General features: G+C 73.1%; 18 protein-coding genes. 10 read left to right on the forward strand and 8 right to left on the reverse strand.

Annotated elements, in window-relative coordinates; genetic code table 11:
- Both GCL72_RS05465 and GCL72_RS05470 read right to left on the reverse strand, forming a co-directional pair.
- A partial coding sequence (locus GCL72_RS05465; protein ID WP_153143711.1) for an alpha/beta fold hydrolase occupies window positions 1-2026 on the reverse strand: 2026 nt, incomplete at its 3' end.
- Complete coding sequence (locus GCL72_RS05470; protein WP_153143712.1) at window positions 2020-3045, reverse strand: 3-oxoacyl-ACP synthase III; 1026 nt, start codon at window positions 3043-3045, stop codon at window positions 2020-2022. The genes GCL72_RS05470 and GCL72_RS05465, both read right to left, overlap by 7 nt.
- Before the next feature lie 199 nt (window positions 3046-3244).
- On the opposite strand from GCL72_RS05470, the gene GCL72_RS05475 reads away from it, so the two are divergent.
- Both GCL72_RS05475 and GCL72_RS05480 read left to right on the forward strand, forming a co-directional pair.
- A complete protein-coding gene (locus tag GCL72_RS05475; protein WP_153143713.1) occupies window positions 3245-3865 on the forward strand; it encodes a DUF5998 family protein in 621 nt (206 codons plus the stop codon).
- The gene (locus tag GCL72_RS05480; RefSeq protein WP_153143714.1) at window positions 3855-5114 is read left to right on the forward strand and encodes an alkaline phosphatase family protein; all 1260 of its coding nucleotides are present in this window, start codon (window positions 3855-3857) and stop codon (window positions 5112-5114) included. The genes GCL72_RS05475 and GCL72_RS05480 overlap by 11 nt, the downstream gene beginning before the upstream one ends.
- A 103-nt stretch (window positions 5115-5217) precedes the next feature.
- Here GCL72_RS05480 and sepH read toward each other — a convergent pair whose 3' ends face one another.
- Window positions 5218-6708, reverse strand: a complete 1491-nt coding sequence (gene sepH, locus GCL72_RS05485; protein ID WP_153143715.1) for a septation protein SepH — start codon at window positions 6706-6708, stop codon at window positions 5218-5220.
- A 365-nt stretch (window positions 6709-7073) separates the two neighbouring features.
- Here sepH and GCL72_RS05490 point away from each other — a divergent pair, with 365 nt between their 5' ends.
- Window positions 7074-7373 carry a DUF4193 domain-containing protein gene (locus tag GCL72_RS05490; RefSeq protein WP_010524452.1) on the forward strand — a complete coding sequence of 100 codons (300 nt, stop codon included), beginning with the start codon at window positions 7074-7076 and terminating at the stop codon, window positions 7371-7373.
- A 72-nt stretch (window positions 7374-7445) separates the two neighbouring features.
- Here GCL72_RS05490 and GCL72_RS05495 read toward each other — a convergent pair whose 3' ends face one another.
- Window positions 7446-7952, reverse strand: coding sequence for a DUF3093 domain-containing protein (locus tag GCL72_RS05495; protein ID WP_153143716.1), 507 nt, complete (start codon window positions 7950-7952; stop codon window positions 7446-7448).
- Between the two features lie 141 nt (window positions 7953-8093).
- Between GCL72_RS05495 and dut the strand changes: the two genes are divergently transcribed.
- From dut to GCL72_RS05530, 7 genes are all read left to right on the forward strand, one after another.
- A complete protein-coding gene (dut, locus tag GCL72_RS05500; RefSeq protein ID WP_153143717.1) occupies window positions 8094-8543 on the forward strand; it encodes a dUTP diphosphatase in 450 nt (149 codons plus the stop codon).
- A gap of 97 nt (window positions 8544-8640) precedes the next feature.
- A complete protein-coding gene (locus tag GCL72_RS05505; protein WP_153143718.1) occupies window positions 8641-9597 on the forward strand; it encodes a DUF3710 domain-containing protein in 957 nt (318 codons plus the stop codon).
- 3 nt (window positions 9598-9600) lie between these two features.
- Window positions 9601-10428 (forward strand): DUF3159 domain-containing protein, encoded by an 828-nt coding sequence (locus tag GCL72_RS05510; RefSeq protein ID WP_153143719.1) that lies wholly within the window; start codon window positions 9601-9603, stop codon window positions 10426-10428.
- Window positions 10429-10430: 2 nt separating this feature from the next.
- Window positions 10431-11891 carry a class I SAM-dependent RNA methyltransferase gene (locus tag GCL72_RS05515; protein ID WP_246161037.1) on the forward strand — a complete coding sequence of 487 codons (1461 nt, stop codon included), beginning with the start codon at window positions 10431-10433 and terminating at the stop codon, window positions 11889-11891.
- 313 nt (window positions 11892-12204) lie between these two features.
- Window positions 12205-15027: an aconitate hydratase AcnA gene (gene acnA / locus GCL72_RS05520; RefSeq protein ID WP_153143721.1), complete on the forward strand. Its 2823-nt coding sequence runs from the start codon at window positions 12205-12207 to the stop codon at window positions 15025-15027.
- 291 nt (window positions 15028-15318) lie between these two features.
- Entirely contained in the window at window positions 15319-17370 is a 2052-nt protein-coding gene (dxs, locus tag GCL72_RS05525) for a 1-deoxy-D-xylulose-5-phosphate synthase (RefSeq protein WP_153143722.1), read from the forward strand.
- A 102-nt stretch (window positions 17371-17472) separates the two neighbouring features.
- The gene (locus tag GCL72_RS05530) at window positions 17473-17976 is read left to right on the forward strand and encodes a hypothetical protein (RefSeq protein WP_153143723.1); all 504 of its coding nucleotides are present in this window, start codon (window positions 17473-17475) and stop codon (window positions 17974-17976) included.
- 13 nt (window positions 17977-17989) lie between these two features.
- On the opposite strand, the gene GCL72_RS05535 is transcribed toward GCL72_RS05530, so the two are convergent.
- The 4 genes from GCL72_RS05535 to GCL72_RS05550 all read right to left on the reverse strand — a co-directional run bounded on the left by GCL72_RS05535 (window position 17990) and on the right by GCL72_RS05550 (window position 22791).
- Window positions 17990-18448: a Rieske (2Fe-2S) protein gene (locus GCL72_RS05535; protein WP_153143724.1), complete on the reverse strand. Its 459-nt coding sequence runs from the start codon at window positions 18446-18448 to the stop codon at window positions 17990-17992.
- A 106-nt stretch (window positions 18449-18554) separates the two neighbouring features.
- A complete protein-coding gene (locus GCL72_RS05540; RefSeq protein ID WP_153143725.1) occupies window positions 18555-20684 on the reverse strand; it encodes a 3-hydroxyacyl-CoA dehydrogenase NAD-binding domain-containing protein in 2130 nt (709 codons plus the stop codon).
- Window positions 20685-20804: 120 nt separating this feature from the next.
- Complete coding sequence (locus GCL72_RS05545) at window positions 20805-22049, reverse strand: HRDC domain-containing protein (protein WP_153143726.1); 1245 nt, start codon at window positions 22047-22049, stop codon at window positions 20805-20807.
- A 7-nt stretch (window positions 22050-22056) separates the two neighbouring features.
- Window positions 22057-22791 carry a DUF3000 domain-containing protein gene (locus GCL72_RS05550; protein WP_153143727.1) on the reverse strand — a complete coding sequence of 245 codons (735 nt, stop codon included), beginning with the start codon at window positions 22789-22791 and terminating at the stop codon, window positions 22057-22059.
- Window positions 22792-22803 lie beyond the last annotated feature (12 nt).

Below are 22803 nucleotides of genomic sequence, written 5' to 3' on the forward strand. Positions count from 1 at the left end.
GGATCTCGGCGGCCGGCACCAGCCGCTGGACGGCGTCGAGCAGGTCCGGGTGCACCGGCGCGCCGGCGGAGAGCACCAGGCGGATGCGGGCCAGCGCCGCGCGCTGCGCGGAGTCGAGCGCGGAGGCGGTGTCGACGACGTTGCGCAGCGCGGCCGGCGAGCCGAAGAACATCGTCGCCTCGCCGGCGCGGGCGGCCTCGGCGACGGCCTCCGCAGTGAGCGTCGACGGTCTGGTCACTGACATGTCAGGAGTGACCGAGGTGGCGCCGATGGCCGGGCCGAGCAGGGCGAAGGGGGCGAAGCCGGCGATCAGGGAGGACCCCGGCTCGACGTCGAACTGCCGGCGCAGCAGCGCCACGAGGGCGCCGAGGCGCCCGTGGGTGTAGACCACGCCCTTGGCCGGCCCGGTGGAGCCGGAGGTGAAGAGCACCGCCGCCTCGTCCTCGGCGGAGGGCGCGGTCAGGCCGTCCGGGCGCCGTCCGGCGTGCGCGGCGAGCAGCGCGTCGACCGAGCTCTCCACGTCCAGGGCGCGGCGGGCCGTCGGCGACAGGCTGCGGATGCTGAGCCGCCGTCCGGGCCAGGCCAGCGTCCGGGCGAGGGCCAGCCCGGGGGTCGCGCCGATGACCCAGTCGGGGCGGGCACTGCGCGCCGCCCGGGTCATCCCGCGCAGCCCCAGGCCCGCGTCGGCGACGACGGCGACCGCCCCGACGCGCAGGCAGGCGTAGAGCACCACGGTGAGGTCGTTTCCGGGCTCGACCAGCAGCGAGACCCGGTCGCCGCGGCGCATCCCGCGGGCGGCGAGTCCGGAGGCCAGCGCAGAGACGCGGGCGTCGAGTTCGCCCCAGGTCAACGCCGAGCCGGGCTCGACGACGGCGAGGTCGCCGGCCCGCGGACCGGCGGCGGCCGCGGCGAGCTGGGTATGCAGTCCGGCGACCTCGCCGACGGGGGCGGGGGAGCGGCCGGCCGGGCCCGCGGAGGCGGCGTGGAGGTCGGCGCCGTCGCCTTCGGCGTCGGTGCGGCCGGCTCGTCCGATCACTGCGTCGTCGAGCCAGCTCAGCAACGGCTCGGCGACGTCGCGCTCCTCGGCGAGCAGGTGGCCGGCGCCCTCGAAGCGGTGCAGATCCGCCTGGGGCAGCCGGTCGCGGAGGTCGGCGAGATGACGCTCCTGGAAGACCGGGTCCTGCGGGCCCCAGAGGAGAAGCGCCGGGCGGCTCCAGTCGCGCAGGGCCGCCGAGATCCGCTCCAGCGCCGGGCGGGATCGGTGCTCGGCCGCGGCGGGGATGTCGGCGACGAAGCCGCCGATGCCGCCGCGCAGCGCGGGGGAGTCGTAGGGCGCCCGATAGGCGGCGGAGACCTCCGGGGCCAGGCCGCCTGAGGCCAGGGCGAGCGTGGTGCGCAGGAACGCCGGCGTGGTCACAGTCGCCGTCGGCAGCACTCCGGGCGCCAGCGCCGCCCGCAGCGCGGCGGGGATCGGCTCGTCGACCGGGTGGTCGACAGCGGTGTTCAGCGTGGTGACCGCGTCGACGGCCTGCGGGTGACGCATCGCCCAGCCCAGCGAGATCACCCCGCCCCAGTCGTGGCCGAGGGTGACCCGCGGGCCGGCGGCGTCGACGTCGAGGGCGTCCATGAGCCCGTCGAGATCCTCGAGGCGCTGCGCCAGTGTCCGGTGCGTCCCGGCTCCGGCGCGCGGCGGTCCCGGGTGGGCGAGCCGCTCGGAGAAGCCCATGTCCAGCTGGTCCGGGGCGATGACCCGCCACGCGGTCCCGCCGGCCTCGGCCTGCGCCAGGCTTGCGGCGAGCACGCCGCGCCAGAGGTAGGACCAGGTCGGGTTGCCGTGGACCGCCAGCAGCGTGCCGGCCGGGGTGATGCCCCGGGCGGCCAGGGTCGGGCCGGTGTCGAGCACGTGGAACGTCCGCCGTCCGTCGGCGGCCGACGCGGCGACCAGCCGCGACCAGGACGAGTCCAGACCGGGCATCGGCCGCGGCGGCGTCCGCGCGGCTCGCGCCGGGATCGCGCCTCTCACCATTCCAGCTCCACCATCGCGGTGTTCAGCCCGGAGCCGACGCCCATGCACAGCACCCGCGCCCCGCGGGACAGCCCGGGGGCCTCGCGGGACAGCGTGATCGGCAGCGACGCCGGCCCGACGTTGCCCAGCTCCGGGTAGGTCACCGGCACACGGCGCTTGTCGAGCTTGGCGGCCTTGATGATCGAGCTGGTGTGCAGCTGCGAGACCTGGTGGGTGATGTAGGAGTCCATCGTCTGCCAGCTGAAGTGCTGCCGCGCGTCCTCCCAGGCGTTCATCACCAGTTCGAGGCCGCCGTCGAGCAGCCCGCGGGCATCGGTGTACATGCCGCGGTGGTCGCCGACGCACAGCTCGTGGTGCTGGGTCGCCGCCCGCGAGACCCCGCCGACGATCCGGTGGCCCTCGGGGTGCCGGTCGGAGGGGCCGACGACGGCGGCCGCGGCGCCGGAGCCCAGCGTCAGCGAGGCGAACTCGGTCATGAAGTCGTCGCGGGAGACCGACTCGAGGGTGTTGATCCGTGCGATGGTCGCGTCCTGGACCTTCTCGGCGTCCTCGCCGTCGACGATCAGCACGTACTGCGCCTGGCCGGCGTCGATCATCGAGCTCGCCAGCGTTATCGCATTGACGAAGCCGAGGCAGGCGTTGGTGATGTCGAAGTTCATCGCCGAGGAGGGCAGGCCCAGCTCATGGTGGATGCCCACGGCCACCGACGGCTCGAGATGCTCGCGGGTGACCGAGGTGTTGATCATCAGCGTGACGTCCTCGGCGGCGATGCCGCTGGCGTCCAGCGCCCGGCGGGCCGCCTCGACGGTGCCGGCGCGCACGTCGCCGGGCTTCTCCCAGTTGCGCCGGGCCTTCACGCCGGCCACCCGCTGCAGCAGGCCGGACGGGAGCTTCAGCCGCTTCAACGCCTCGGCGAGCCGCCGCTCCAGGTCTCTGGACGTCAGCGTCACCGGCGCCTCGACCTCGGTCACGGACAGCAGGGAGGCGTTCTGATGATGGAAGGTCGCATTTCCGGGCACCGCTCCATTATCCAGCAGGAGGTCCGCAGGGGCGAATCTCCATGACGTCCTCAGTGCGCGTTCAGGGCGCGCTCAGTCCGCGCGGGCGGGCCGGGCGCGGCGTCCTGTGGGCGTCGGCCGGCGGCCGCCGTGCGGGTCTCCTCCCCAGGGCGGCGGCCACGGCTGAAGCCGCGGCGGCGTCGGGGATACGATGGAGGTCATGACTTCCAGCGCTGACGACGGCTCGACTCCTTCGACGTACACCCTGCGCCGCGCCATCGAGCGCGGCGGGTTCTACCCGGACCTGGTCCATCACACGGTGACCGAGGCGCTCGACGGCCGCGAGCCGACGCATCAGATCGTCCATGTCGACACGCACTTCGACATGGAGGAGGTCCACCGGCACATCACCGTGGTGGTGCTGGCCGAGGAGGTCATCGTCGTCGCCCATCTGGACGACCACGATCTGGAGGCCGACGACGACGGCGGCGCGGGGGAGACCGGCACCGTCGCCCGGATCTCCACCGAGGTCGTGCCGGTCAGCCGGGTGCAGTCGCTGATCCTCTCCGAAGTCCACCGCAGCCCTGAGCAGTTCCACCCCGAGCGCGGGCTGGCCGAGGTCACGCTCAACCTCAACTGGACCGGAGGCGCCCGCTTCGAGACCGCCCCGGTGCACTGCGGCGATCCGGACTGCATGGCCGACCACGGCGACAGCGGCACATTCGTGCCCGAGGACATCATGCTGCGGATCGCCGCCACTGCGGAGGGCGACACCGCCGTGGAGGAGGCCCGCGCCTTCGTGCGCGCACTGCGTCGTGCCTGCATCAGCCATGCCCGCTGAGCCCTCGGGGGACGCGGCCGGCGATCCCGCCCAGCCCGCCGCGCCCGACTACGACGGGGCGCATCTGCGCCATGTGATGACGTCCGCGGCCGCCTCGCTGGGGCTGGCGGGCTTCGACGACCGGCTCGGACTGCCGCAGGCCGCCGTCTCAGTGGTGCTGCTGGTCGACGGGCTCGGCGACGAGCAGCTGGCCCGGCACACCGGACACGCCCGGTTCCTGGCCTCCCGCTGGCGTCGGGGCTCCGCGGCGCGGACGCTGGACTCCACCGCACCGGCGACGACGGCGGCCGGCATCGCCTCGCTGGCCACCGGGCGGACGCCCGGCGAGCACGGCCTCGTCGGCTACGACGTCTACTCCCCGGAGCTGGACCGGGTGGTGAACATGCTCGGCGGCTGGGATCCGGAGGTCGATCCGCGCACCTGGCAGCCCCACCCCTCGGTGCTGCGCCGGGCGGAGGAGGCCGGCGCGAGCGTGCTGACCGTCTCCCGGCCGCGCTTCGCCGACTCGCGGCTGACCGAGGCCGTGCTCGACGGCGGGCGGTTCCGCGGGGCGAACCGTCTCGAGGCCCGCTTCACCGCCGCGCTGGAGGAGATCCGCGAGCACCTGCATCCGACCGGCGGCGTGCGTCGCGGGCCGCCGAAGCCGATGCTGATGTACCTTTACGTCGACGAGCTGGACAAGGCCGGCCACCAGCACGGCGTCGACTCCGCAGAGTGGATCACCGCGCTGGAGAGCCTCGACGCCGAGGCCGAGCGCCTCGTCGCGGCTCTGGACCGCGAGGTCGGCGACCAGGTCTCGGTGCTGCTCACCGCCGACCACGGGATGATCGACGTCCCCGCCGAGGATCGCCTCGATCTCGCCGAGCATCCCGAGCTGCTCGACGGGGTGGTCTCCACGGCGGGCGAGCCGCGGCTGCTGCAGCTGCGCGTGGCGACCGGCGACGACTCCGAGGCCGTCCGCGCCGAGCGCCGGACCGAGGTGGCCGACCGCTGGAGGCGCGAGCTCGGAGACCGCGCCTGGGTGCTCGAGCGGGAGGAGGCGATCGACGCCGGCTGGTTCGGCGACGTCTCGTCCACAGTGCGCGAGCGGCTCGGCGATGTCGTCGTCGCCCTGCGGGACTCGACGGCGCTCTTCGACACCGGACGGATCGGCACCGGCCCGCTGGACATGGTCGGCCAGCACGGATCGCTCACCCGCGAGGAGCGGGCGGTGCCGCTGGTGCTGCTCTCCGCCGGCTCCCTCGGCTGAGCCGCGGACCCTCCGCAGGAGGGACTGCGCCGGGCCCGTCAGGCCCCGGACGGATCTGCCGGCGGCACGGCCTCAGGTCCGCGCGGGCTGATTCATCGCGGTGTCAGTCGTCGCGGCTGCCGAAGAGGATGTCGTCCCAGCGCGGCATGCTCGGCCGTCGCGAGCCGCGCCGTGCGCGCGAGGCCCCGCGCTCGTCCTCGGCGTCGTCCTCGCCGACGGGGCCGTCGTCGCCGGAGCGTCCGGCGTCCTCGGCGGCCTCCGGGTCCGCTGCGTCGTCGCCGCCCTCCTCATAGCTGAAGCCCCAGGCGTCGGTGGCGTCGGCGGCCTCGGTGCTGCCGGACGGGCCGCGCTCGTCCGGCCGGGCGACGGGCTCGGCAGTGTGCTCGCGGTCCGCGTCCGAGGAGGCGTCGCCGCCCGGACGGGCGGAGCCCCGGTCCTCGTCGGCGGTGTCGTCGACGGGACGCAGCGGGGTCACCGGCGACGGGCCCGGGTCGCCGGAGCGGTCCGGTGCGTCGTCGCCGTCGTCCGCGGCGTCGCCGGAGTCCGCGGAGTCTGTGGAGTCGTCGCCGTGCCGGCCCGAGGCGGGATGCTCCTCCCGGGTGAGCATCATCGCCAGCTCGTCGTCGGCCTGCTCGTCGGCTCCGAGGCGCTGGCCGCGTCGACGGCGCAGCATCTCCAGCAGCGCCTCCTGCTCGTCGCCCTCGCCTGCGGGGCCCGAGGGACCGGACGGTACGACGGCGCCGCCGGGACCGGCCGGAGGAGCGGAGGACTCGGCCGAGTCGGAGGGCTCCGAGGGCTCCTCGTGCGGCGGCTCGACCGGCGAGGTGTCCTGCTCCTCGGCGGGCACCGGGCGCAGCGGTCCGCGCCGCACGGCGCCGGAGGATCGGCCGGGGTGTTCGTCGGACTCGACGTCGTAGGGCGCGTCCACCGGGGCGAGCCGCCGACCGCCCCGGGCCGGGCGAGTCGCCGACGGCAGGCTGCTCAGCTCCTCGGCGGTCGGGCCGTCGGCCAGCAGGTGCTTCGACTCGGGGGTGAAGATCCATTCCGCCGGCGGCGTCGGGGCGTCGCCGGTGGCGCCGTGCGCGTCGAACCAGCACAGCACCTTCCAGCGGCCGTCCTCGCGTCGCCAGGCGTCCCAGCTGAGGCTGCGCAGGTCGACGCCGGCGGCCCGCAGACGCACTGAGACCATCGCCTCGAGCGTGGCGGCGGCGTCGCCGAAGGCCACCCGGTGCTGCTCGGCGGTCGAGGCCGGCGCGATCTCGGCGCCGCGGGCCCGCTGGGCGATGTAGCCCCGCTCGGCCTGCACGGGGCCGGCGTACCGCTCCACGTGGGCGGCGTCGACCCCGGAGTCGGCGGCGACCTGCTCGATCGTCGCGCCGGCGCGCACCCAGGCCTGGATGTCGCGCGGACTCAGCGGGCCCGTGCTCTGCGCCCCGCCCTCCTGCGTGGGTGCCGGGCGGTGGGCGGAGCGGTTGACCGCGGCCCGCAGGGCCTCGTCGACGGGCAGGGCATACTTCGTGCCCGACTCGTCGGCGAGGATGAGGTCGTCCTGCTCCTCAGCCTCCCTGACGCCCATGATCCGCAGGTGCTGCATCGATGCTTCCTCCCGCCGGTGGCCGGCCGATCTCGTGACGAGCTCGCATTGTCACTGGTCACTGTAGCGCGGAGCTGCGTGCGAGGGCGTCGAGGAGGTGGAGCCGAGCTTGAACCTTGCGCCATGAAGCGTACGATGAACGGCCCGGCGAGTCGGCGGCGACGCCCCTCGTCGAGGCGCCCGAGGACCGGCTTGTCAGCTCTCGGCTCAACATGGCCGACATGATTTGTGGCCTCGGCGTCGATGAGACACAATCTGTGCGACCCAACGCGCTCGAGGGTGCCGGAACGCCATCAACGTCAGCATGGCAGATCCGCGCGATCGGGCGCCACGAGTGCCGAGAATCGGAGTGTGGAGCAAGCTTCATGGCAACTGACTACGATGCGCCGCGCAAGAATGAGGAAGAGGCCAACGAGGACTCCATCGAGGAGCTGAAGACTCGGCAGCCGAGCCATCAGTCGTCCTCCGTCGACGAGGACGAGGCCGAGGCCGCCGAAGGTTTCGAGCTGCCCGGCGCCGACCTCTCCGACGAAGAGCTCCAGGTCCGTGTGCTGCCCGCGCAGCAGGACGAGTTCACCTGCGCCTCCTGCTTCCTGGTGCGTCATCGCTCCCAGGTCGCCCGTGAGGACAAGGGCCTGTACTTCTGCAAGGACTGCGAGTCCTGACCTGATCTGCAGGCGCCCTGCGGCGCGTGACGACGACGGCCCCGGTCGGAGAAGCTCCGGCCGGGGCCGTCGTCAATCCTGCACGCTGGTGCGGGACTCGCGGACCGGCTGGTCCGAGCCGAGGGCGCGCAGCACTGCCTCGGGCCGGCGGGTGGAGAAGATCCAGTACGGCGTCGCGTCGCGCTCGTCGACGATCTCCACAGTGACCACCGCGTCGATCCAGCCGCGGATGCACTGGTAGGCGGTGGCGTCAAAGCCCGGACCGAGCTGCTCGCGGGCGGCGGGTCCTCGATGCGCGACGACGCGCCCGATATGGTCGCGGTCGATGCGCGCCCTCCCCACCTGCAGCCCGTCGGCGGTCACCCGGACCTGCGGCGTCGTCGCCAGCAGCCCCGCCGAGACCAGCGCCAGGCCGATCAGCAGGGCCAGGATCCCGACGCCCACGTCGACGGGGAAGAACACCAGCGACACCGAGGCGCCGACGAGCCAGGCGGAGAGCCAGATCCACCAGGCGGGCCAGAGCTTCTCGGCGTGCGGCGCCGGCTGCGGCGCCGGCTGTCCCGTCGGCTGCGTCGTCATGACCCCCAGCTTCTCACGGATGGGTAGACTCGAGCAGGTCGGCGCCGTCCAGGGATGATTCCCGCAGGATCTCCCGCGCAGCCCGGCGCGCAGCCCGACCGTCCCCGCCACCGACCGCCTCGGAAGGACCCCAGAGCGAGCATGACCTCCCTCGAGCACGTGACCGTGCCCCTGCAGCGGCTCGACTCCGAGCTGCCGCCGCCGCACTACGCCCACGAGACCGATGCCGGAGCTGACCTCGTGACCAGCGAGGACTTCACCCTCGAGCCCGGCGAGCGGCGGCTGGTCGGCACCGGCGTCGCCGTCGCGGTCCCCGCCGGCTGGGTGGGGCTGGTCCACCCGCGCAGCGGGCTGGCCGTCAAGCACGGGATCACCCTTGTCAACACGCCGGGAACCATCGATGCTGGGTATCGTGGGGAGATCAAGGTGTGCCTGCTCAACACGGATCGCTCCACGTCGGTGAGCTTCCGGCGCGGAGACCGGATCGCCCAGCTGCTGCTGCAGCGCGTCGGGCGGGCGGACTTCGCGACGGTCGCGTCGCTGGAGGACTCCGACCGCGGCGCCGGAGGCTTCGGATCCACCGGGGTCTGACCGGCGTCCGGACCCGGCCGAGCATCCGCCGTGTCGTCGCGACGGCCCGGACTAGCCGGCCCAGACCAGCGAACGAAGGGATCGAGGGGAACCATCCATGATCTTCGGCAGAAGGAAGAAGTCCCGGGAGGCGGAGCGTCAGGCCGAGCGCGCCGCCGTCGGCGAGGCGCGGAGCGGCGAGGCCGCCCGCGAGGAGCCCGGGACCGCCGACGCCGAGACCGCCGGTGCGACGGAGTCGCCCGCCGCCGGCGTCGTTCTGGACGCGGCGGAGTCCGCAGCGTCCGCGGAGGATCCCCCGCAGGAGGTCGCGGAGAAGGCCCCGGAGCAGCCGGCGGAATCATCCGATGAAGCCGCCGACGCCGCCTCGGGACCCTTCGACGTCGAAGAGGTCGAGTCGACCAAGGGGTACCTCGACTTCGGTGCCCTGCTGATCCCCGCGAGCAAGGACCAGAAGGTCCGGCTCGACATCGACCAGAAGACCCGCAGAGTCGTCGCGCTGACGATCGCCGCGGGCCGAGCCAGCATCCAGGTCCAGCCGTTCTCCGCCCCGAAGTCCGGCGGCACGTGGGACGAGGTCCGCGAACAGATCCAGGACTCGGTGGTCCAGCAGAAGGGCAAGGTCAAGCAGGTCGACGGCCGATTCGGCAAGGAGATCGCCGCCCGAGTGCCCACCACGCTGAAGGACGGCCGATCGGGCTGGCGCGTGGCCCGGTTCATCGGCTTCGAAGGGCCGCGGTGGTTCCTGCGCGGCGTCGTCGGCGGCCGCGGAGCGATCGACCCGAAGGCCGCCCGCGAGGTGGAGGAGCTCTTCGCCCGGATCGTCGTGGTCCGCGGCGAGGAGCCGATGCCGCCGCGCGAGCTGCTGCCGCTGAATCCGCCGGAGGGTGCCAAGCGCGTGCCCGTGCCGCGCAATTCCGCCCAGCAGCGCGCCACCGGTGCGGGTCCGAATCCGGCCGCGGCCTCCGTCGGCCAGGGCGGCGCGGTGGGCGACGACGGCCGCTCCGTCGACGCCACGGACTCCGGCCGGCGCCCCGACGACGCCGCCGGACGGTGAATCATGGGCCCCTCCGCACCGCCCGGCCGCTCCTCGGAGCAGCACGACCGCGACCCGCAGGAGTCCGCGCACCAGGCGCCGGACGCGCAGGCAACGCCCTCGCGCGATCCTGAGCCCGGGGCGCTGTCGGCGGCGGCCTCCTCGCTGAGCACCCGCGCCGACGGCTCGCTGGACGTGATGTCCTCAGTCGGCGGCGTGCGCGGCCTGCTCGAGGCCTCGCTGCCCTCGGCGGCCTTCCTGGTCAGCTTCGTGGTCAGCGAGGACCTGACGCTCTCGGCGGTCCTCGCCGTCGTGCTGGGGGCGGCGTTCACCGTCGTCCGGCTGATCCAGCGCGGCCCGCTGGTGCAGTCGCTGTCCGGCCTCGCGGCGATCGTGCTCTGCGCCGTCGTCGCCCAGCAGACCGGACAGGCGCGGGATTACTACCTGTGGGGCTTCATCACCAACATCGTCTACATCCTGGCCTTCTCCGTCTCCATCGCCGTGCGCTGGCCGTTCCTGGGGATCCTCTTCGGGCTGGTGCGCGGCGAAGGTCTCGGATGGCGGCGCGAGCCGCGGCGGAGGCGCCGCTATGCGCTGGCCACCTGGATCGTCACCGCCGTGCTGGCGCTGCGCCTCGTGGTCCAGGTTCCGCTGTACCTCGGCGACCAGCTCGTCGCCCTGGGCACCAGCCGCCTGCTGATGGGTCTGCCGCTCTACGGGCTGGCACTCTGGGTGGGCTGGATGATCACCCGACCCGTCGCCGTCGAGGGGACGGTCGGCCCGTCCGCCGCGGGGAGCCCGCCGGACGCCGCACATGAGGCCTCACATGGGGGAGAGGAGCCACGCGCGTGACGATGATGACCACCACCCAGGACCTGACGGGACGGATCCTGACCCTGGACGTCGGCCCGATGGCCCACGGCGGGCACTGCATCGCCCGCCACGAGGGGCGGGTGATCTTCGTGCGTCACGCCATCCCAGGCGAGGTCGTGCGCGCCAAGCTCACCGACGCCGGTCCGCAGGCGAAGTTCTGGCGCGCCGACGTCGTCGAAGTCGTCGACGGCTCAGACTATCGGCGCCGGCACATCTGGAAGCTCGCCGACTCGCTGCGGGCCCATGAGATGGAGCGGCTGCCGGTGGGCGGGGCCGAGTTCGGCCACATCACCGACCAGCACCAGCGTCGGCTGAAGGCCCAGGTCTTCCGCGACACGCTGCAGCGCATCGGCGGGATCTCGGCCCAGGACGCGGCGATGTGCCAGGACCCGGCCGACGGCGAGATCCACGTCTCCGACATCGGCACCCCGCACAGCAACGGACTGCACTGGCGGACCCGGGTGACCTTCGGCGTCGACGAGCACGGCTCGCTGGCGATGAAGCCGCATCGCAGCCATGACCTGATCGAGCTGCGCGGCATGCCGCTCGCCGTCGAGGCCATCCACGAATCGACCCTCTTCTCCGCCGACTTCTCCGGCGCCCGGCGCGTCGAGGCGGTCGCGCCCGGCGGCGCCGAGCCGGTGGCCCTGGTCGTCCATGCCGACGCCGAGCGGGCCGCCGACGGGGCGCTGGCCGAGCGGATGCGCCGGCTGGCCGCCGCGGATGCCCGCATCGGTTCGATCGTGCTGGCCCTGGCCCGGACCGAGGCTCCACCGCGACGCCGCGGGCGGGGTGCGCGCCGCGGCCGTGCGCCGGCTCCGACCACAGTCGTCGAGCACGAGACGGTCGTCGGGTCGCGGACGGTCGAGGAACCGCTGCCGACGCCGGTGGCCGGCCCCGAGGGGGTCCGCTCCACCGTCGCCGTGCGCCCCGAGGGCTTCTGGCAGATCCACCGGCACGCTCCGCAGGCGCTGGTGCGCACAGTGGCCGACCTGGCCCAGGTCGAGCCCGGCGACGCCGTCGCCGACCTCTATGCCGGCGCAGGACTGTTCACCGCCTGGGCCGCCGAGGCGGTCGGTCCGCAGGGCTCGGTGCTCAGCGTCGAGGGGGCGCGGTCGTCGAGCAGCAGCGCCGCCGAGCTCTTCGCGGGCAGCCAGACGGTCACCGTGCGGCGCGCGGCGGTGGAGGCGGCGCTGGACGCGCTCTCCGGCTCCGACGTCGTGCTGCTGGATCCGCCGCGGGCCGGCGCCGGCCGCGACGTCGTCGCCGGGCTCGACGACGCCGGGCCGCGACGCGTGGTCTACGTCGCCTGCGAGCCGGCCTCCTTCGCCCGCGACGCCAAGGATCTGCTGGCCCGCGGCTGGCGCATGCGCCGGCTGCAGGTGCTCGACCTCTACCCGAACACCCACCACATGGAGTCGGTGGCGGTCTTCGAGCGCTGAGCCCGTACGGCGCCGACGGAGTCCGGGCCGCACGCCGGCGACGCCCGCGCCGCGGGCTCCGTCGCGCGCTCCCACGCAGGTGCGACGAACGAGTAGGATGGTCACGGATACGGTTCCGACGGGCGTCTGACCAGCGGATGCGCCGGGACCGGGTCGCGCTGCTGACCCGACGCCGCAGGCTCGCCGACGAGCCGGCGCCGGGGCGACCCGGACCAGCAGGGCGCGCCGCCGGCGTCGCCCGCGGAGCTCGGAGTCGGCGTCGTCATCGACGGCGTCGGCCGTGTCAGTCCGGCAACTACATGAGGAGTCCCACGTGAGCACAGTGGACAGCTTCGGGGCCAAGGGCGTTCTGAACGTCGACGGCGCCGACTACGAAATCTTCCGCCTGAACACCGTGGAGGGCAGCGAGTCCCTCCCGTACAGCCTCAAGGTGCTGCTGGAGAATCTCCTGCGCCACGAGGACGGGGCGAATGTGACGGCCGAGCACATCTCCGCACTCGGCCGGTGGGACGAGACCGCGCAGCCTAGCACCGAGATCCAGTTCACTCCGGGCCGCGTGCTGATGCAGGACTTCACCGGCGTGCCCTGCGTGGTCGACCTGGCCACGATGCGCGAGGCCGTCTCCGACCTCGGCGGCGACCCGGACCGGATCAACCCGCTGGCGCCGGCCGAGATGGTCATCGACCACTCGGTGCAGATCGACTCCTTCGGCAACTCCGACGCCATCGAGCGCAACATGGACATCGAGTACCAGCGCAACGGCGAGCGGTACCGCTTCCTGCGCTGGGGCCAGACCGCCTTCGACGACTTCAAGGTCGTGCCCCCGGGCATGGGCATCGTCCACCAGGTCAACATCGAGAACCTGGCGCGCGCGGTGATGACCCGCGAAGTCGGCGGCGCGCTGCGGGCCTACCCGGACACCTGCGTCGGCACCGACTCGCACACCACGATGGAGAACGGCCTGGGCGTGCTCGGCTGGGGCGTCGGCGGCATCGAGGCCGAGGCGGCCATGCTGGGCCAGCCGATCTCGATGCTGATCCCGCGCGTGGTCGGCTTCAAGCTCTCCGGGCAGATCCCGGCCGGCGCGACCGCAACCGACGTCGTGCTGACCATCACCCAGATGCTCCGCGACCACGGCGTGGTCGGCAAGTTCGTCGAGTTCTACGGCGAGGGCGTGGCCGCGGTCCCGCTGGCCAACCGCGCGACCATCGGCAACATGTCCCCGGAGTTCGGCTCGACGGCGGCGATGTTCCCGATCGACGAGGTCAGCCTGGACTACCTGCGCCTGACCGGCCGCAGCGAGGAGCAGGTCTCCCTCGTGGAGACCTACGCCAAGGAGCAGGGCCTGTGGCACGACCCGGAGCGCGAGCTGCGCTTCTCCGAGTACCTCGAGCTGGACCTCTCCACTGTGGTGCCCTCGATCTCCGGGCCGAAGCGTCCGCAGGACCGCATCGAGCTGACCGAGTCCAAGGACCAGTTCCGCCACGACATCCTCAACTACGTCGACGACGCGCCGCACACGATCAACGGCCACGCCGACTCCGCCTCGGACCAGTCCTTCCCGGCCTCCGACGCGCCGGCCCATGAGGCCACCGAGAGCCAGGACGTGAAGGACCGCTCCCGGCACGACGGCCATGCGCACGCCTCGAGCCGGCCGTCGAAGCCGGTGGGGGTCACCACGGAGGACGGCCGCGAGTTCGAGCTGGACCACGGGGCGGTCTCGATCGCCTCGATCACCTCCTGCACCAACACCTCGAACCCGAACGTGATGATGGCCGCCGGCGTGCTCGCCCGCAACGCCGTGGAGAAGGGCCTGACCAACAAGCCCTGGGTCAAGACCTCCATCGCCCCGGGCTCGAAGGTCGTCACCGACTACTACGAGAAATCCGGGCTCATCGAGTACCTGGAGAAGGTCGGCTTCTACATCGTCGGCTACGGCTGCACCACCTGCATCGGCAACTCCGGCCCGCTGGAGCCGGAGGTCTCGCAGGCCGTGCAGGACAACGACCTCGCGGTGACCTCCGTGCTCTCGGGCAACCGCAACTTCGAGGGCCGCATCAACCCGGACGTGAAGATGAACTACCTGGCCTCGCCGCCGCTGGTGGTCGCCTACGCGCTGGCCGGGACGATGGACTTCGATTTCGAGAACCAGCCGCTGGGCCAGGACGAGGACGGCCAGGACGTCTACCTGCGCGACATCTGGCCGGACCCGGCCGAGGTGCAGAAGATCATCGACGCCTCCATCAGCACCGAGATGTTCACCTCCGAGTACGAGTCGGTCTTCGCCGGCGACCACCGCTGGCAGGAGCTGGACACCCCGGAGGGCACGACCTTCGACTGGGACCCGGACTCCACCTACGTCCGCAAGGCCCCGTACTTCGACGGCATGACCCTGGAGCCGGCCCCGGTCGAGGACGTCACCGGCGCGCGGGTGCTGCTGAAGCTGGGCGACTCGGTCACCACCGACCACATCTCGCCCGCCGGCGCGTTCAAGTCGGACACGCCCGCCGGCCGGTACCTGCTGGAGAACGGCGTCGCCCGCAAGGACTTCAACTCCTACGGGTCGCGCCGCGGCAACCATGAGGTGATGATCCGCGGCACCTTCGCCAATATCCGGATCAAGAACGAGCTGCTCGACGGCGTCGAGGGCGGCTTCACCCGGGACTTCACCCAGAAGGGCGGCCCGCAGGCCTACGTCTACGACGCGGCGATGAACTACCAGGAGGCCGGCGTCCCGCTGGTCGTCCTCGGCGGCACGGAGTACGGCTCCGGCTCCTCGCGCGACTGGGCGGCCAAGGGCACCCGGCTGCTGGGCGTGAAGGTCGTCATCGCCCAGTCCTTCGAGCGCATCCACCGCTCGAACCTGATCGGGATGGGCGTGCTGCCGCTGCAGTTCCCGGAGGGCGAGTCGGCCGACTCGCTGGGGCTGACCGGCGTCGAGACCTTCTCGATCACCGGCATCACCCAGCTCAACGAGGGTGTGACCCCGAAGACGCTGACGGTGACCGCGACCAAGGAGGACGGCACCGACGTCTCCTTCGAGGCCGTGGTGCGGATCGACACCCCCGGCGAGGCGGACTACTACCGCAACGGCGGCATCCTGCAGTACGTGCTGCGCCAGCTGGTCAACTCGTGAGCTGAGCGGAGCCACGAGGGCGTCCCGTCCCGACCGGGCGGGACGACTGCTCGACCAGGACCGCGGGGCGGTCCCGACATCGCGTCGGGGCCGCCCCGCGGCCGTCTGCCGGGACCTCTCGGCGACGACCTGAGGCTGTTCCTCTCGCCGGCCGCTGACGCGCGACTGCACACCTGATGTGCCGCAGGACCCCTCCGCAGGCTCCCGTCATGACACACCAGGCAGGCAGACGACGGTCGCGCGTCCTCGCGGTCGTGGGACGGGTCCGGCGAGGACGGCTAGACTGGGGGGATGGGCATTCTGCAGACGATCCGGTCCCCGCAGGACCTGAGCCGGCTCAGCGCCGAGCAGCTGGCTCGACTCGCCGAGGAGACCCGCGAGTTCCTGGTCAGCAGCGTCTCCCGCACCGGAGGCCATCTCGGTCCGAATCTGGGCGTGGTCGAGCTGACTCTGGCGATCCACCGGATCTTCGACTCGCCGCGCGACTCGATCATCTTCGACACCGGCCATCAGTCCTATATCCACAAGCTGGTCACCGGCCGGGGCGACTTCTCCTCGCTGCGCCAGCAGGGCGGAATGGCCGGCTATCCGGACCGCTCCGAGTCCGACCACGACATCGTCGAGTCCTCGCACGCCTCGTCCTCGCTGTCCTGGGCCGACGGGATCTCCAAGGCCCGGGTTCTCGCCGGCGAGTCCGACCGCTGCGTGGTCGCGGTGATCGGCGACGGCGCGCTCACCGGCGGGATGTCCTGGGAGGCGCTGAACAACATCGCCGCGGACAAGGACCGCCGCGTGGTGATCGTGGTCAACGACAACGGTCGCTCCTACGCGCCGACGGTCGGCGGCATCGCCCGGCAGCTCGACGGGCTGCGCCGCGGCGTGCTGGACAAGGTGCGCACCCACCACGCCTATGAGCGCGCCATGGACGGCACCAAGCAGCGGCTGCAGCACGGCGGCGTCGTCTCGCAGATGGTCTACCGGAGCCTGCACGCCGCCAAGAAGGGCGCCAAGGACTTCTGGGCGCCGCAGGGCCTCTTCGAGGACCTGGGCATGAAGTACATCGGCCCGGTGGACGGCCACGACCAGCAGGCCCTGGAGGAGGCGCTGACCGACGCGCGCAACTACGGCGGCCCGGTCATCGTCCACGCGCTCACCGAGAAGGGTCGCGGCTATGCGCCTGCCCGCGCCGACGAGGTCGACCAGTTCCACACCGTCGGCAAGATCGATCCGGAGACCGGCGAGCCGGTGCACCGCGGCGCGGCCCGCTCCTGGACCTCGGTCTTCGAGGAGGAGATCACCGCCCTGGCCGACGAGCGAGACGACCTCGTCGCGATCACCGGAGCGATGACCATCCCGGTCGGACTGAGCACGATGGCGGCACGGCATCCGGAGCGGGTCTACGACGTCGGCATCGCCGAACAGCATGCGCTGACCTCGGCCGCAGGCCTGGCCTACGGCGGCTACCATCCGGTGGTCGCGCTGTATGCGACCTTCCTCAACCGCGGCTTCGACCAGCTGCTGATGGACGTCGCCCTGCACCGGGCCGGCGTGACGGTGGTCCTCGACCGGGCCGGGGTCACCGGTCCCGACGGGCCCAGCCACCACGGCATGTGGGACCTGTCGCTGCTGCAGATCGTGCCGGGGCTGCGGATCGCGGCGCCGCGGGACTCCTCGCGGCTGCGCGAGGAGCTGCGCGAGGCCGTCGCCGTCGACGACGCGCCGACGGTGGTCCGCTTCTCCAAGGGCTCGGTCAACGGCGAGATCGACGCGCGCGAACGCCTCGACGACGGCGTGGACGTGCTGCACGCCGACGCCGGCGAGGACGGTGCGCCGCGCTACGCCGACGACGTGCTCATCGTCTCCGTCGGGGCGATGGCCGAGATCTCGCTGGACGTCGCCGAGCGGCTGGCCGCCCAGGGGATCGGGGCGACGGTGATCGATCCGCGCTGGGTGCTGCCGGTGCCGGAGTCGGTGATCTCGCTCGCCGCGCGCCACCGCATCGTGATCTGCGTGGAGGACGGCGTGAAGGCCGGCGGCGTCGGGTCCCGGATCCGCCAGACGATGCGCGAGGCCGGCGTGGACACCGCACTCAACGAGGTGGGCCTGCCGGTGGACTTCCTCGCCCACGGCAGCCGCGCCGAGGTGCTCGAGCGCGTCGGACTGACCGCTCAGGACATCACTCGGGACACGGTCGAGCAGGTGATGGGCACCCGCGTGCCCTTCGCCCGCCCGCTGCCCGGCGAGGAGTCGCCCACCGGCGAGATCCCGGCCTTCCATGCGCCGCGGCCCGCGGTCGAGGGACGCGACGAGGCCGGGGACGACCGGTTCGGTCCGCGCGCCTGAGGCGTCGCGAGCACCCCTGAGCCGCCGGCGGCGTCGCCGTCTGCGGACCTGCACGACTCACCATCCCGGGCACGACCCGTGCCCGCCCCCTCTGGAGGACCTATGCTGACGCTGAACCGACACACCGACGACGGCGGCTGGGAGTACCGCGAAGCCTGGTTCGACGAGGAGGCCGGAGAATTCGTCGTCCACCACGGCACCGTCGGGCGCAACGGAACCATCACCGCCGAGACCGCCGGGGCGGAGCAGGCGGAGGGCCTGGTGGAGAGCTTCCGCGCCCAGTGCGCCGCGGACGGCTTCGCCGAGCCCGACCCCGCGGAGCTGATCCGACTGGAGGTCGTCTACCCGCTGAAGGGTGCGACGCCGGGGGCCGCGGAGGAGCGCAACGTCACGCAGGTCCACACTGCGGCGCTGACCTGGCTCGCCTGGCGGGGTCTGGGGGCGCTGCAGGATCCCGAGCAGGCCGCGCGCGACGGATCCCAGGCCATGGTCATGGCACTGGACACGCTGCACCGGCGCAAGGCGACGGAGACTGTGGCCGCCGCCGTGCGCAGCACTGACGTGCAGCCGACCCGGATCCGCGTCGCCCGACGCCCGCAGGGCTGAGAGCCCGCAGGGGTCAGACCTTGACCTCGACGGCGCCGTCGTCGGTCATCCGGGCCTCGACCGTCGGCAGCGGGCTCTGCGCCGGCCCGGAGATCACCGAGCCGTCGGCGGCGGCGAACGTCGAGTTGTGGCAGGGGCAGGTGAACTCCTCGTCGCCCGGCCCGACAGTGCAGCCCTGGTGGGTGCAGACCGAGGAGTAGACCAGCACCTCGTCCTCGGCGGACCGATGGACCAGCAGGTCCGACTCGCCGGCCGAGGCCGAGACCGTGGTGCCGACCTCCGGCAGGGAGTCCGTCTCGACGGCGGTCCGCCAGGTCCCCGCGGCCGCGTCCGGCTCGGCTCCCGAGGAACCGGCGCCTGACCCGGAGTCCGACCCTCCGCAGGCCGAGAGGGCCAGGGCCGAGGCCCCGGCCGCGCCGACGGCGGCGTGGTGCAGGACGGTGCGACGATCGCAGCGGCAGGTGGTGTCCATGGCCGCGAGTCTACTCCTCCGGCCGGCGCCCACGCCGATGCCGCCGCCCGTCCGTCCCGCGTCCCCGGAGCGATCCGGCGACGTCCGGGGCACGTCCCGACGTCGTTCAGCGGTGGAACCGGCGCCCGGCGACCCGCTCGGAGGCCCCGACGTGGTCGAGATGCGGGGTGATGCCGCCGCGATGCATCGGCCAGCCGGCGCCGAGGATCATGCACAGGTCGATGTCCTTCGGGGAGCTGACCACGCCCTCGTCCAGCATCAGGGAGATCTCCTCGGCGAGGGCGTCCTCGACGTCGCGCAGCAGCTGCTCGGCGGTCCGCGGCGCGTCGCCCTGCTCGAGCAGCGCGGCGGTCTCCGCGGGGATGCGGCGGGAGCCGCCGTCGTCGTCGGCCGCCCAGATCCCGGTCACGCCGTGGTCGATGAGGCGCTGCAGGTTCGCCGAGACGTGGAAGCGAGCGCCGAAGGACGCATGCAGGGACTCGGTGACGTGCTGGGCCACCGGCAGCCCGACCATGGCCAGCAGATCGAAGGTCGACATCGGCAGCCCCAGCGGCCGCAGGGCCGTGTCGGCGGTCTCGGGGTCGGTGCCCTCGTCGACGGCGCGCTGGACCTCGGACATCAGCCGCAGCAGCACGCGATTGACCACGAAGGCCGTGGTGTCGCGGGTCAGCACCGGGGACTTGCCCAGGCGGGCCGCCAGGGCGAAGGCCGTCGCGATCGGCTCGTCGGCGGTGCGCGGGGTGCGGGCGATCTCGATCAGCGGCATCTTCGCGACCGGATTGAAGAAGTGGAGCCCGATCACCCGCTCGGGATGCCGCAGATCCTCGGCCATGGCGCTGACCGACAGCGAGGAGGTGTTGGTGGCCAGCACAGCCTCGGCCGAGACGATCTCCTCGAGCTCGGCGAAGACCTGCTTCTTCACCGAGGTCTCCTCGAAGACCGCCTCGATGATCAGATCGCAGCCGGCGTAGACGGACTTGTTCGTCGAGCCGGTGATCAGCCCGCGGAGGGCCTGGGCCTGCGCGGATTCCAGGCGGCCGCGCTCCACGCGGCGGTCCAGCTCGGCGCGGATCCTCTCCAGCCCCCGGGAGACCCGCGCGTCGTCGACGTCGGTCAGCGCCACCGGCACCTGCAGCCGCTCGGCGAACAGCAGCGCCAGCTGCGTGGCCATCAGTCCCGCGCCGACGACGCCGACGGAGGTCACCTCGCGCGGCGCGGCCGCCGGCACCCCGGCGGGGTGCTTCGCCCGCTTCTGGACCAGCTCGAGGAAGGCGTAGACGGTGTCGGCGAACTCGTCGGTGACCATCAGATCGGCCAGCGCCTCGCACTCGGCCTCGACGGCGGCGTCGCGGTCGCGCCGCGGGACCTCTTCGAAGAGCTCCAGCGCCCGCAGCGGCGCCGGGGCCGAGTCGCCGGTCTTCGCGGCGACTGCGCGCCGGGCCGCCGAGAGCGCCTGATGCCAGGCCTCAGAGTCGTCGGCGTGCGCGCGGTGCTCGTCGACCTGGCGGGCGAGCTCCTCGTCGCCGGCGATCATCCGGGCGGCGAAGTCCAGCGACTGCCGCTCGAAGTCCGCGGCCTCGAGCAGCACGTCGGCGAGACCGAGCTGGTGGGCGGCCGGACCGCGCAGCGTGCGGTTATCGGCCAGCGCATTGATGAAGATCACCGTCGCGGCGTTCTCCGGGCCGGCGATCCGCGGCAGGCGGTGCATGCCGCCCCAGCCGGGGACCAGCCCGAGGAAGATCTCGGGCAGGCCGAGGCTCTTCGCGCCGTCCGAGACGGTGCGGTGGTGGGCGGCCAGGGCGATCTCCAGGCCGCCGCCGAGGGCGGTGCCGTTGATGAAGGCGAAGGTAGGGGCGGGGAAGTCCTCCAGCAGGGCGTAGGCCTGGTGGCCCAGCTCGGCCATCATCCGTCCGAGGCCGCGGTCCTCGATGGCGTTGACTGCGCCGAGATCGGCCCCGGCGGCGAGATGCGGCCCGGTGCCGGTCACGGCCAGTCCGACGATCTCGCCGGATTCGGCGCGGGGGATCTGGGCGGCCAGGGTCTCGCCGAGCTCGACGAGCGACCGGGGGCCGAGCGTGGACGGGCGCCGCTGCTCGCCGTTGTCCAGGCGGATCAGCGCCAGCGTGCCGGCGCCGTGGGGCAGGGCGACGTCCTCGAGGTGGCTGCGGGTGACGACCTCGTCGCCGAAGGCCTCGATCAGCGGGCGGTAGCCGGAGAAATCCGTAGTGTGTGCCATGGCCCACAGCTTACTGGCGGGTAACTCAGTCTGTCACCCGGCGCACCGATCGCACGGCTCGATCGTGGAGGGCGGCTCGGCCGAGGCCGCCGCCCCCGCCTCAGCCCGGATCAGCCCGACTCAGCCGTCCTCGAGCGGATCCGGGTCCAACAACGCGACGGTGACCACGGCCGCGGTCCGGTCGATCTGCCAGCTGCGGGCGCCGAGCTCGGCGAGCCGGCCGGCGACGGCGTCGAGGTCGATCTGCGCCGGCGGCTCCCAGCACAGCTGCTTGAGCACCGCCGGGGTCAGCAGAGTCTCGGGCATCATCGCCAGCTCGTCGGCGCGGGCCGCCAGCCAGTCGCGGGCGGTCCGGTAGCGCCGGTAGGCGAGCGGGTTCCGGTCCTTCCAGGCGCGCGGAGGCGGCGGTCCGGCGCTGCGGCGCTGCAGCTCGGGCAGGTCCTCGGAGGAGCTGCCGGCATTGATCGCGCGGAGCCAGCGCGGGGCCTCGCGCTTGGCCGCCCGGCCGTGGAAGCCCGGAGTCGCCAGCAGCTCCGGGACGGTGCGCGGCACCGCCGCCGCGGCGGCGACCAGGGCGGAGTCGGGCAGGATGTGGCCGGGGGCGACGTCGCGCCGCTCGGCCAGGTGGTCGCGCGCCCGCCAGAGCTCGCGGAGCACCGCCAGCCGGCGCGGAGACTTCACCTTGTTGATGCCGGAGGTCTTCCGCCACCGGTCCTTCCGCGGCACCGTCGGCGGGCGATGCGTGCGCAGGTGCTCGAACTCCTCCTCGGCCCAGGAGTGCTTCCCCTGCTCGTCGAGCATCCGGGTCAGCTCGGTGCGCAGCTCGACGAGCAGCTCGACGTCGAGGGCGGCGTAGCGCAGCCAGTCCTTCGGCAGCGGCCGGCGGGACCAGTCGGCGGCCGAGTGCTCCTTGGCCAGCCGCACGTGCAGCAGCGTCTCGACGACGGCGCCGAGTCCGACGCGGGGCAGTCCCGCCATGCGGGCGGCCAGCTCGGTGTCGAAGAGCCGATGGGGGTGCATCCCCAGCTCGGCCAGGCAGGGCAGGTCCTGGGAGGCGGCGTGCAGGATCCATTCGGCGCCGTCGAGCGCCTGCTGGATCGGCGCCAACGTGTCGAACGGCTCGGGATCGATCAGCCAGAGTCCGGAGCCGGCGCGCTTGAGCTGGACCAGGAAGGCGCGCTGGCCGTAGCGGAATCCGGAGGCGCGCTCGGCGTCGACGGCCACGGGGCCGGAGCCGGCGGCCAGGGCCTCGGCGCAGCGCTGCAGCCCCCGGTCTGTGTCGATGACGAAGGGCACGCCCTCGGCCGGCTCGGTCAGCAGCGGTGGGAGCGTGTCCTCGGCGTCGTCAGCGGGGCAGTCGGGCATCGAGTCGTCAGTTCCTCCTGAGATGGGGCATGGCGACGACGCCGTCGGGCAGAGCGGGCAGGCCGGCGAAGGAGCAGACCATGTCCGCCCAGGCCTCCAGGTGGGCGTCGAAGCGACGGCCGGTGGGCGTCCACGAGGCGCGCAGCTCCACCGTGTTGCTCGGGCCGCGGTCCTCCAGGCTGCCGAAGCTCTCCGAGAGGATCCGCGTGGCGGTGCCGCCGGCGTGGTGGTGCTCGACGCCGTACTGGCCCAGCGCATCGCGCAGCCAGGTCCAGGCCACTGAGGCCAACAGCGGATCGTCGCCCATCTCGGCGTCGAGCTCGGCACGGATGTAGATGACCACGCGGAAGGTTCCGTCCCAGGTCTCATGGCCGGCGGGATCATGCAGCAGCACGAAGCGGCCGGCGGCCAGCAGCTCGGCGTCCTCAGGGGCAGGTCCGGAGCCTCCGGCGCGCGGGCTGCGGGACCCACGGGCGGCGTGGGCCGGGTGATTCGGCGAGGGGTGGTCGGGCATCGTCGCGGGATCGGGCACCTCGGCGCGCAGCGCGACGGCGTAGGGCGCCAGGCGCGACGGCGCGGGGATCTCCTCGACCAGCGCCTCGCGGCGCGTGCGGGCACGCCGAAGCTCTCCCAGAGCGGTGCGGAACGGCTCCGGAAGCTCGTCGAGGCCGGGAGGGGAGGGCCGCGCCGGATGTCCGGCGCCGGCGCCCGTCCCGGAACCCGCTGGGCCGAGAATCGTCACGGGACCACCCTA

This window comes from Nesterenkonia halophila (genome assembly GCF_009467795.1).
Taxonomy (GTDB): domain Bacteria; phylum Actinomycetota; class Actinomycetes; order Actinomycetales; family Micrococcaceae; genus Nesterenkonia; species Nesterenkonia halobia.

Coding starts and splice junctions, on each gene's coding strand:
- GCL72_RS05545 (WP_153143726.1), bottom strand. CDS start 22,049: ATGCCCGACTGCCCCGCTGACGACGCCGAGGACACGCTCCCACCGCTG.
- GCL72_RS05515 (WP_246161037.1), top strand. CDS start 10,431: ATGATGACCACCACCCAGGACCTGACGGGACGGATCCTGACCCTGGAC.
- GCL72_RS05535 (WP_153143724.1), bottom strand. CDS start 18,448: ATGGACACCACCTGCCGCTGCGATCGTCGCACCGTCCTGCACCACGCC.
- dxs (WP_153143722.1), top strand. CDS start 15,319: ATGGGCATTCTGCAGACGATCCGGTCCCCGCAGGACCTGAGCCGGCTC.
- GCL72_RS05495 (WP_153143716.1), bottom strand. CDS start 7,952: ATGACGACGCAGCCGACGGGACAGCCGGCGCCGCAGCCGGCGCCGCAC.
- GCL72_RS05530 (WP_153143723.1), top strand. CDS start 17,473: ATGCTGACGCTGAACCGACACACCGACGACGGCGGCTGGGAGTACCGC.
- GCL72_RS05540 (WP_153143725.1), bottom strand. CDS start 20,684: ATGGCACACACTACGGATTTCTCCGGCTACCGCCCGCTGATCGAGGCC.
- GCL72_RS05510 (WP_153143719.1), top strand. CDS start 9,601: ATGGGCCCCTCCGCACCGCCCGGCCGCTCCTCGGAGCAGCACGACCGC.
- GCL72_RS05475 (WP_153143713.1), top strand. CDS start 3,245: ATGACTTCCAGCGCTGACGACGGCTCGACTCCTTCGACGTACACCCTG.
- sepH (WP_153143715.1), bottom strand. CDS start 6,708: ATGCAGCACCTGCGGATCATGGGCGTCAGGGAGGCTGAGGAGCAGGAC.
- GCL72_RS05480 (WP_153143714.1), top strand. CDS start 3,855: ATGCCCGCTGAGCCCTCGGGGGACGCGGCCGGCGATCCCGCCCAGCCC.
- GCL72_RS05505 (WP_153143718.1), top strand. CDS start 8,641: ATGATCTTCGGCAGAAGGAAGAAGTCCCGGGAGGCGGAGCGTCAGGCC.
- GCL72_RS05490 (WP_010524452.1), top strand. CDS start 7,074: ATGGCAACTGACTACGATGCGCCGCGCAAGAATGAGGAAGAGGCCAAC.
- dut (WP_153143717.1), top strand. CDS start 8,094: ATGACCTCCCTCGAGCACGTGACCGTGCCCCTGCAGCGGCTCGACTCC.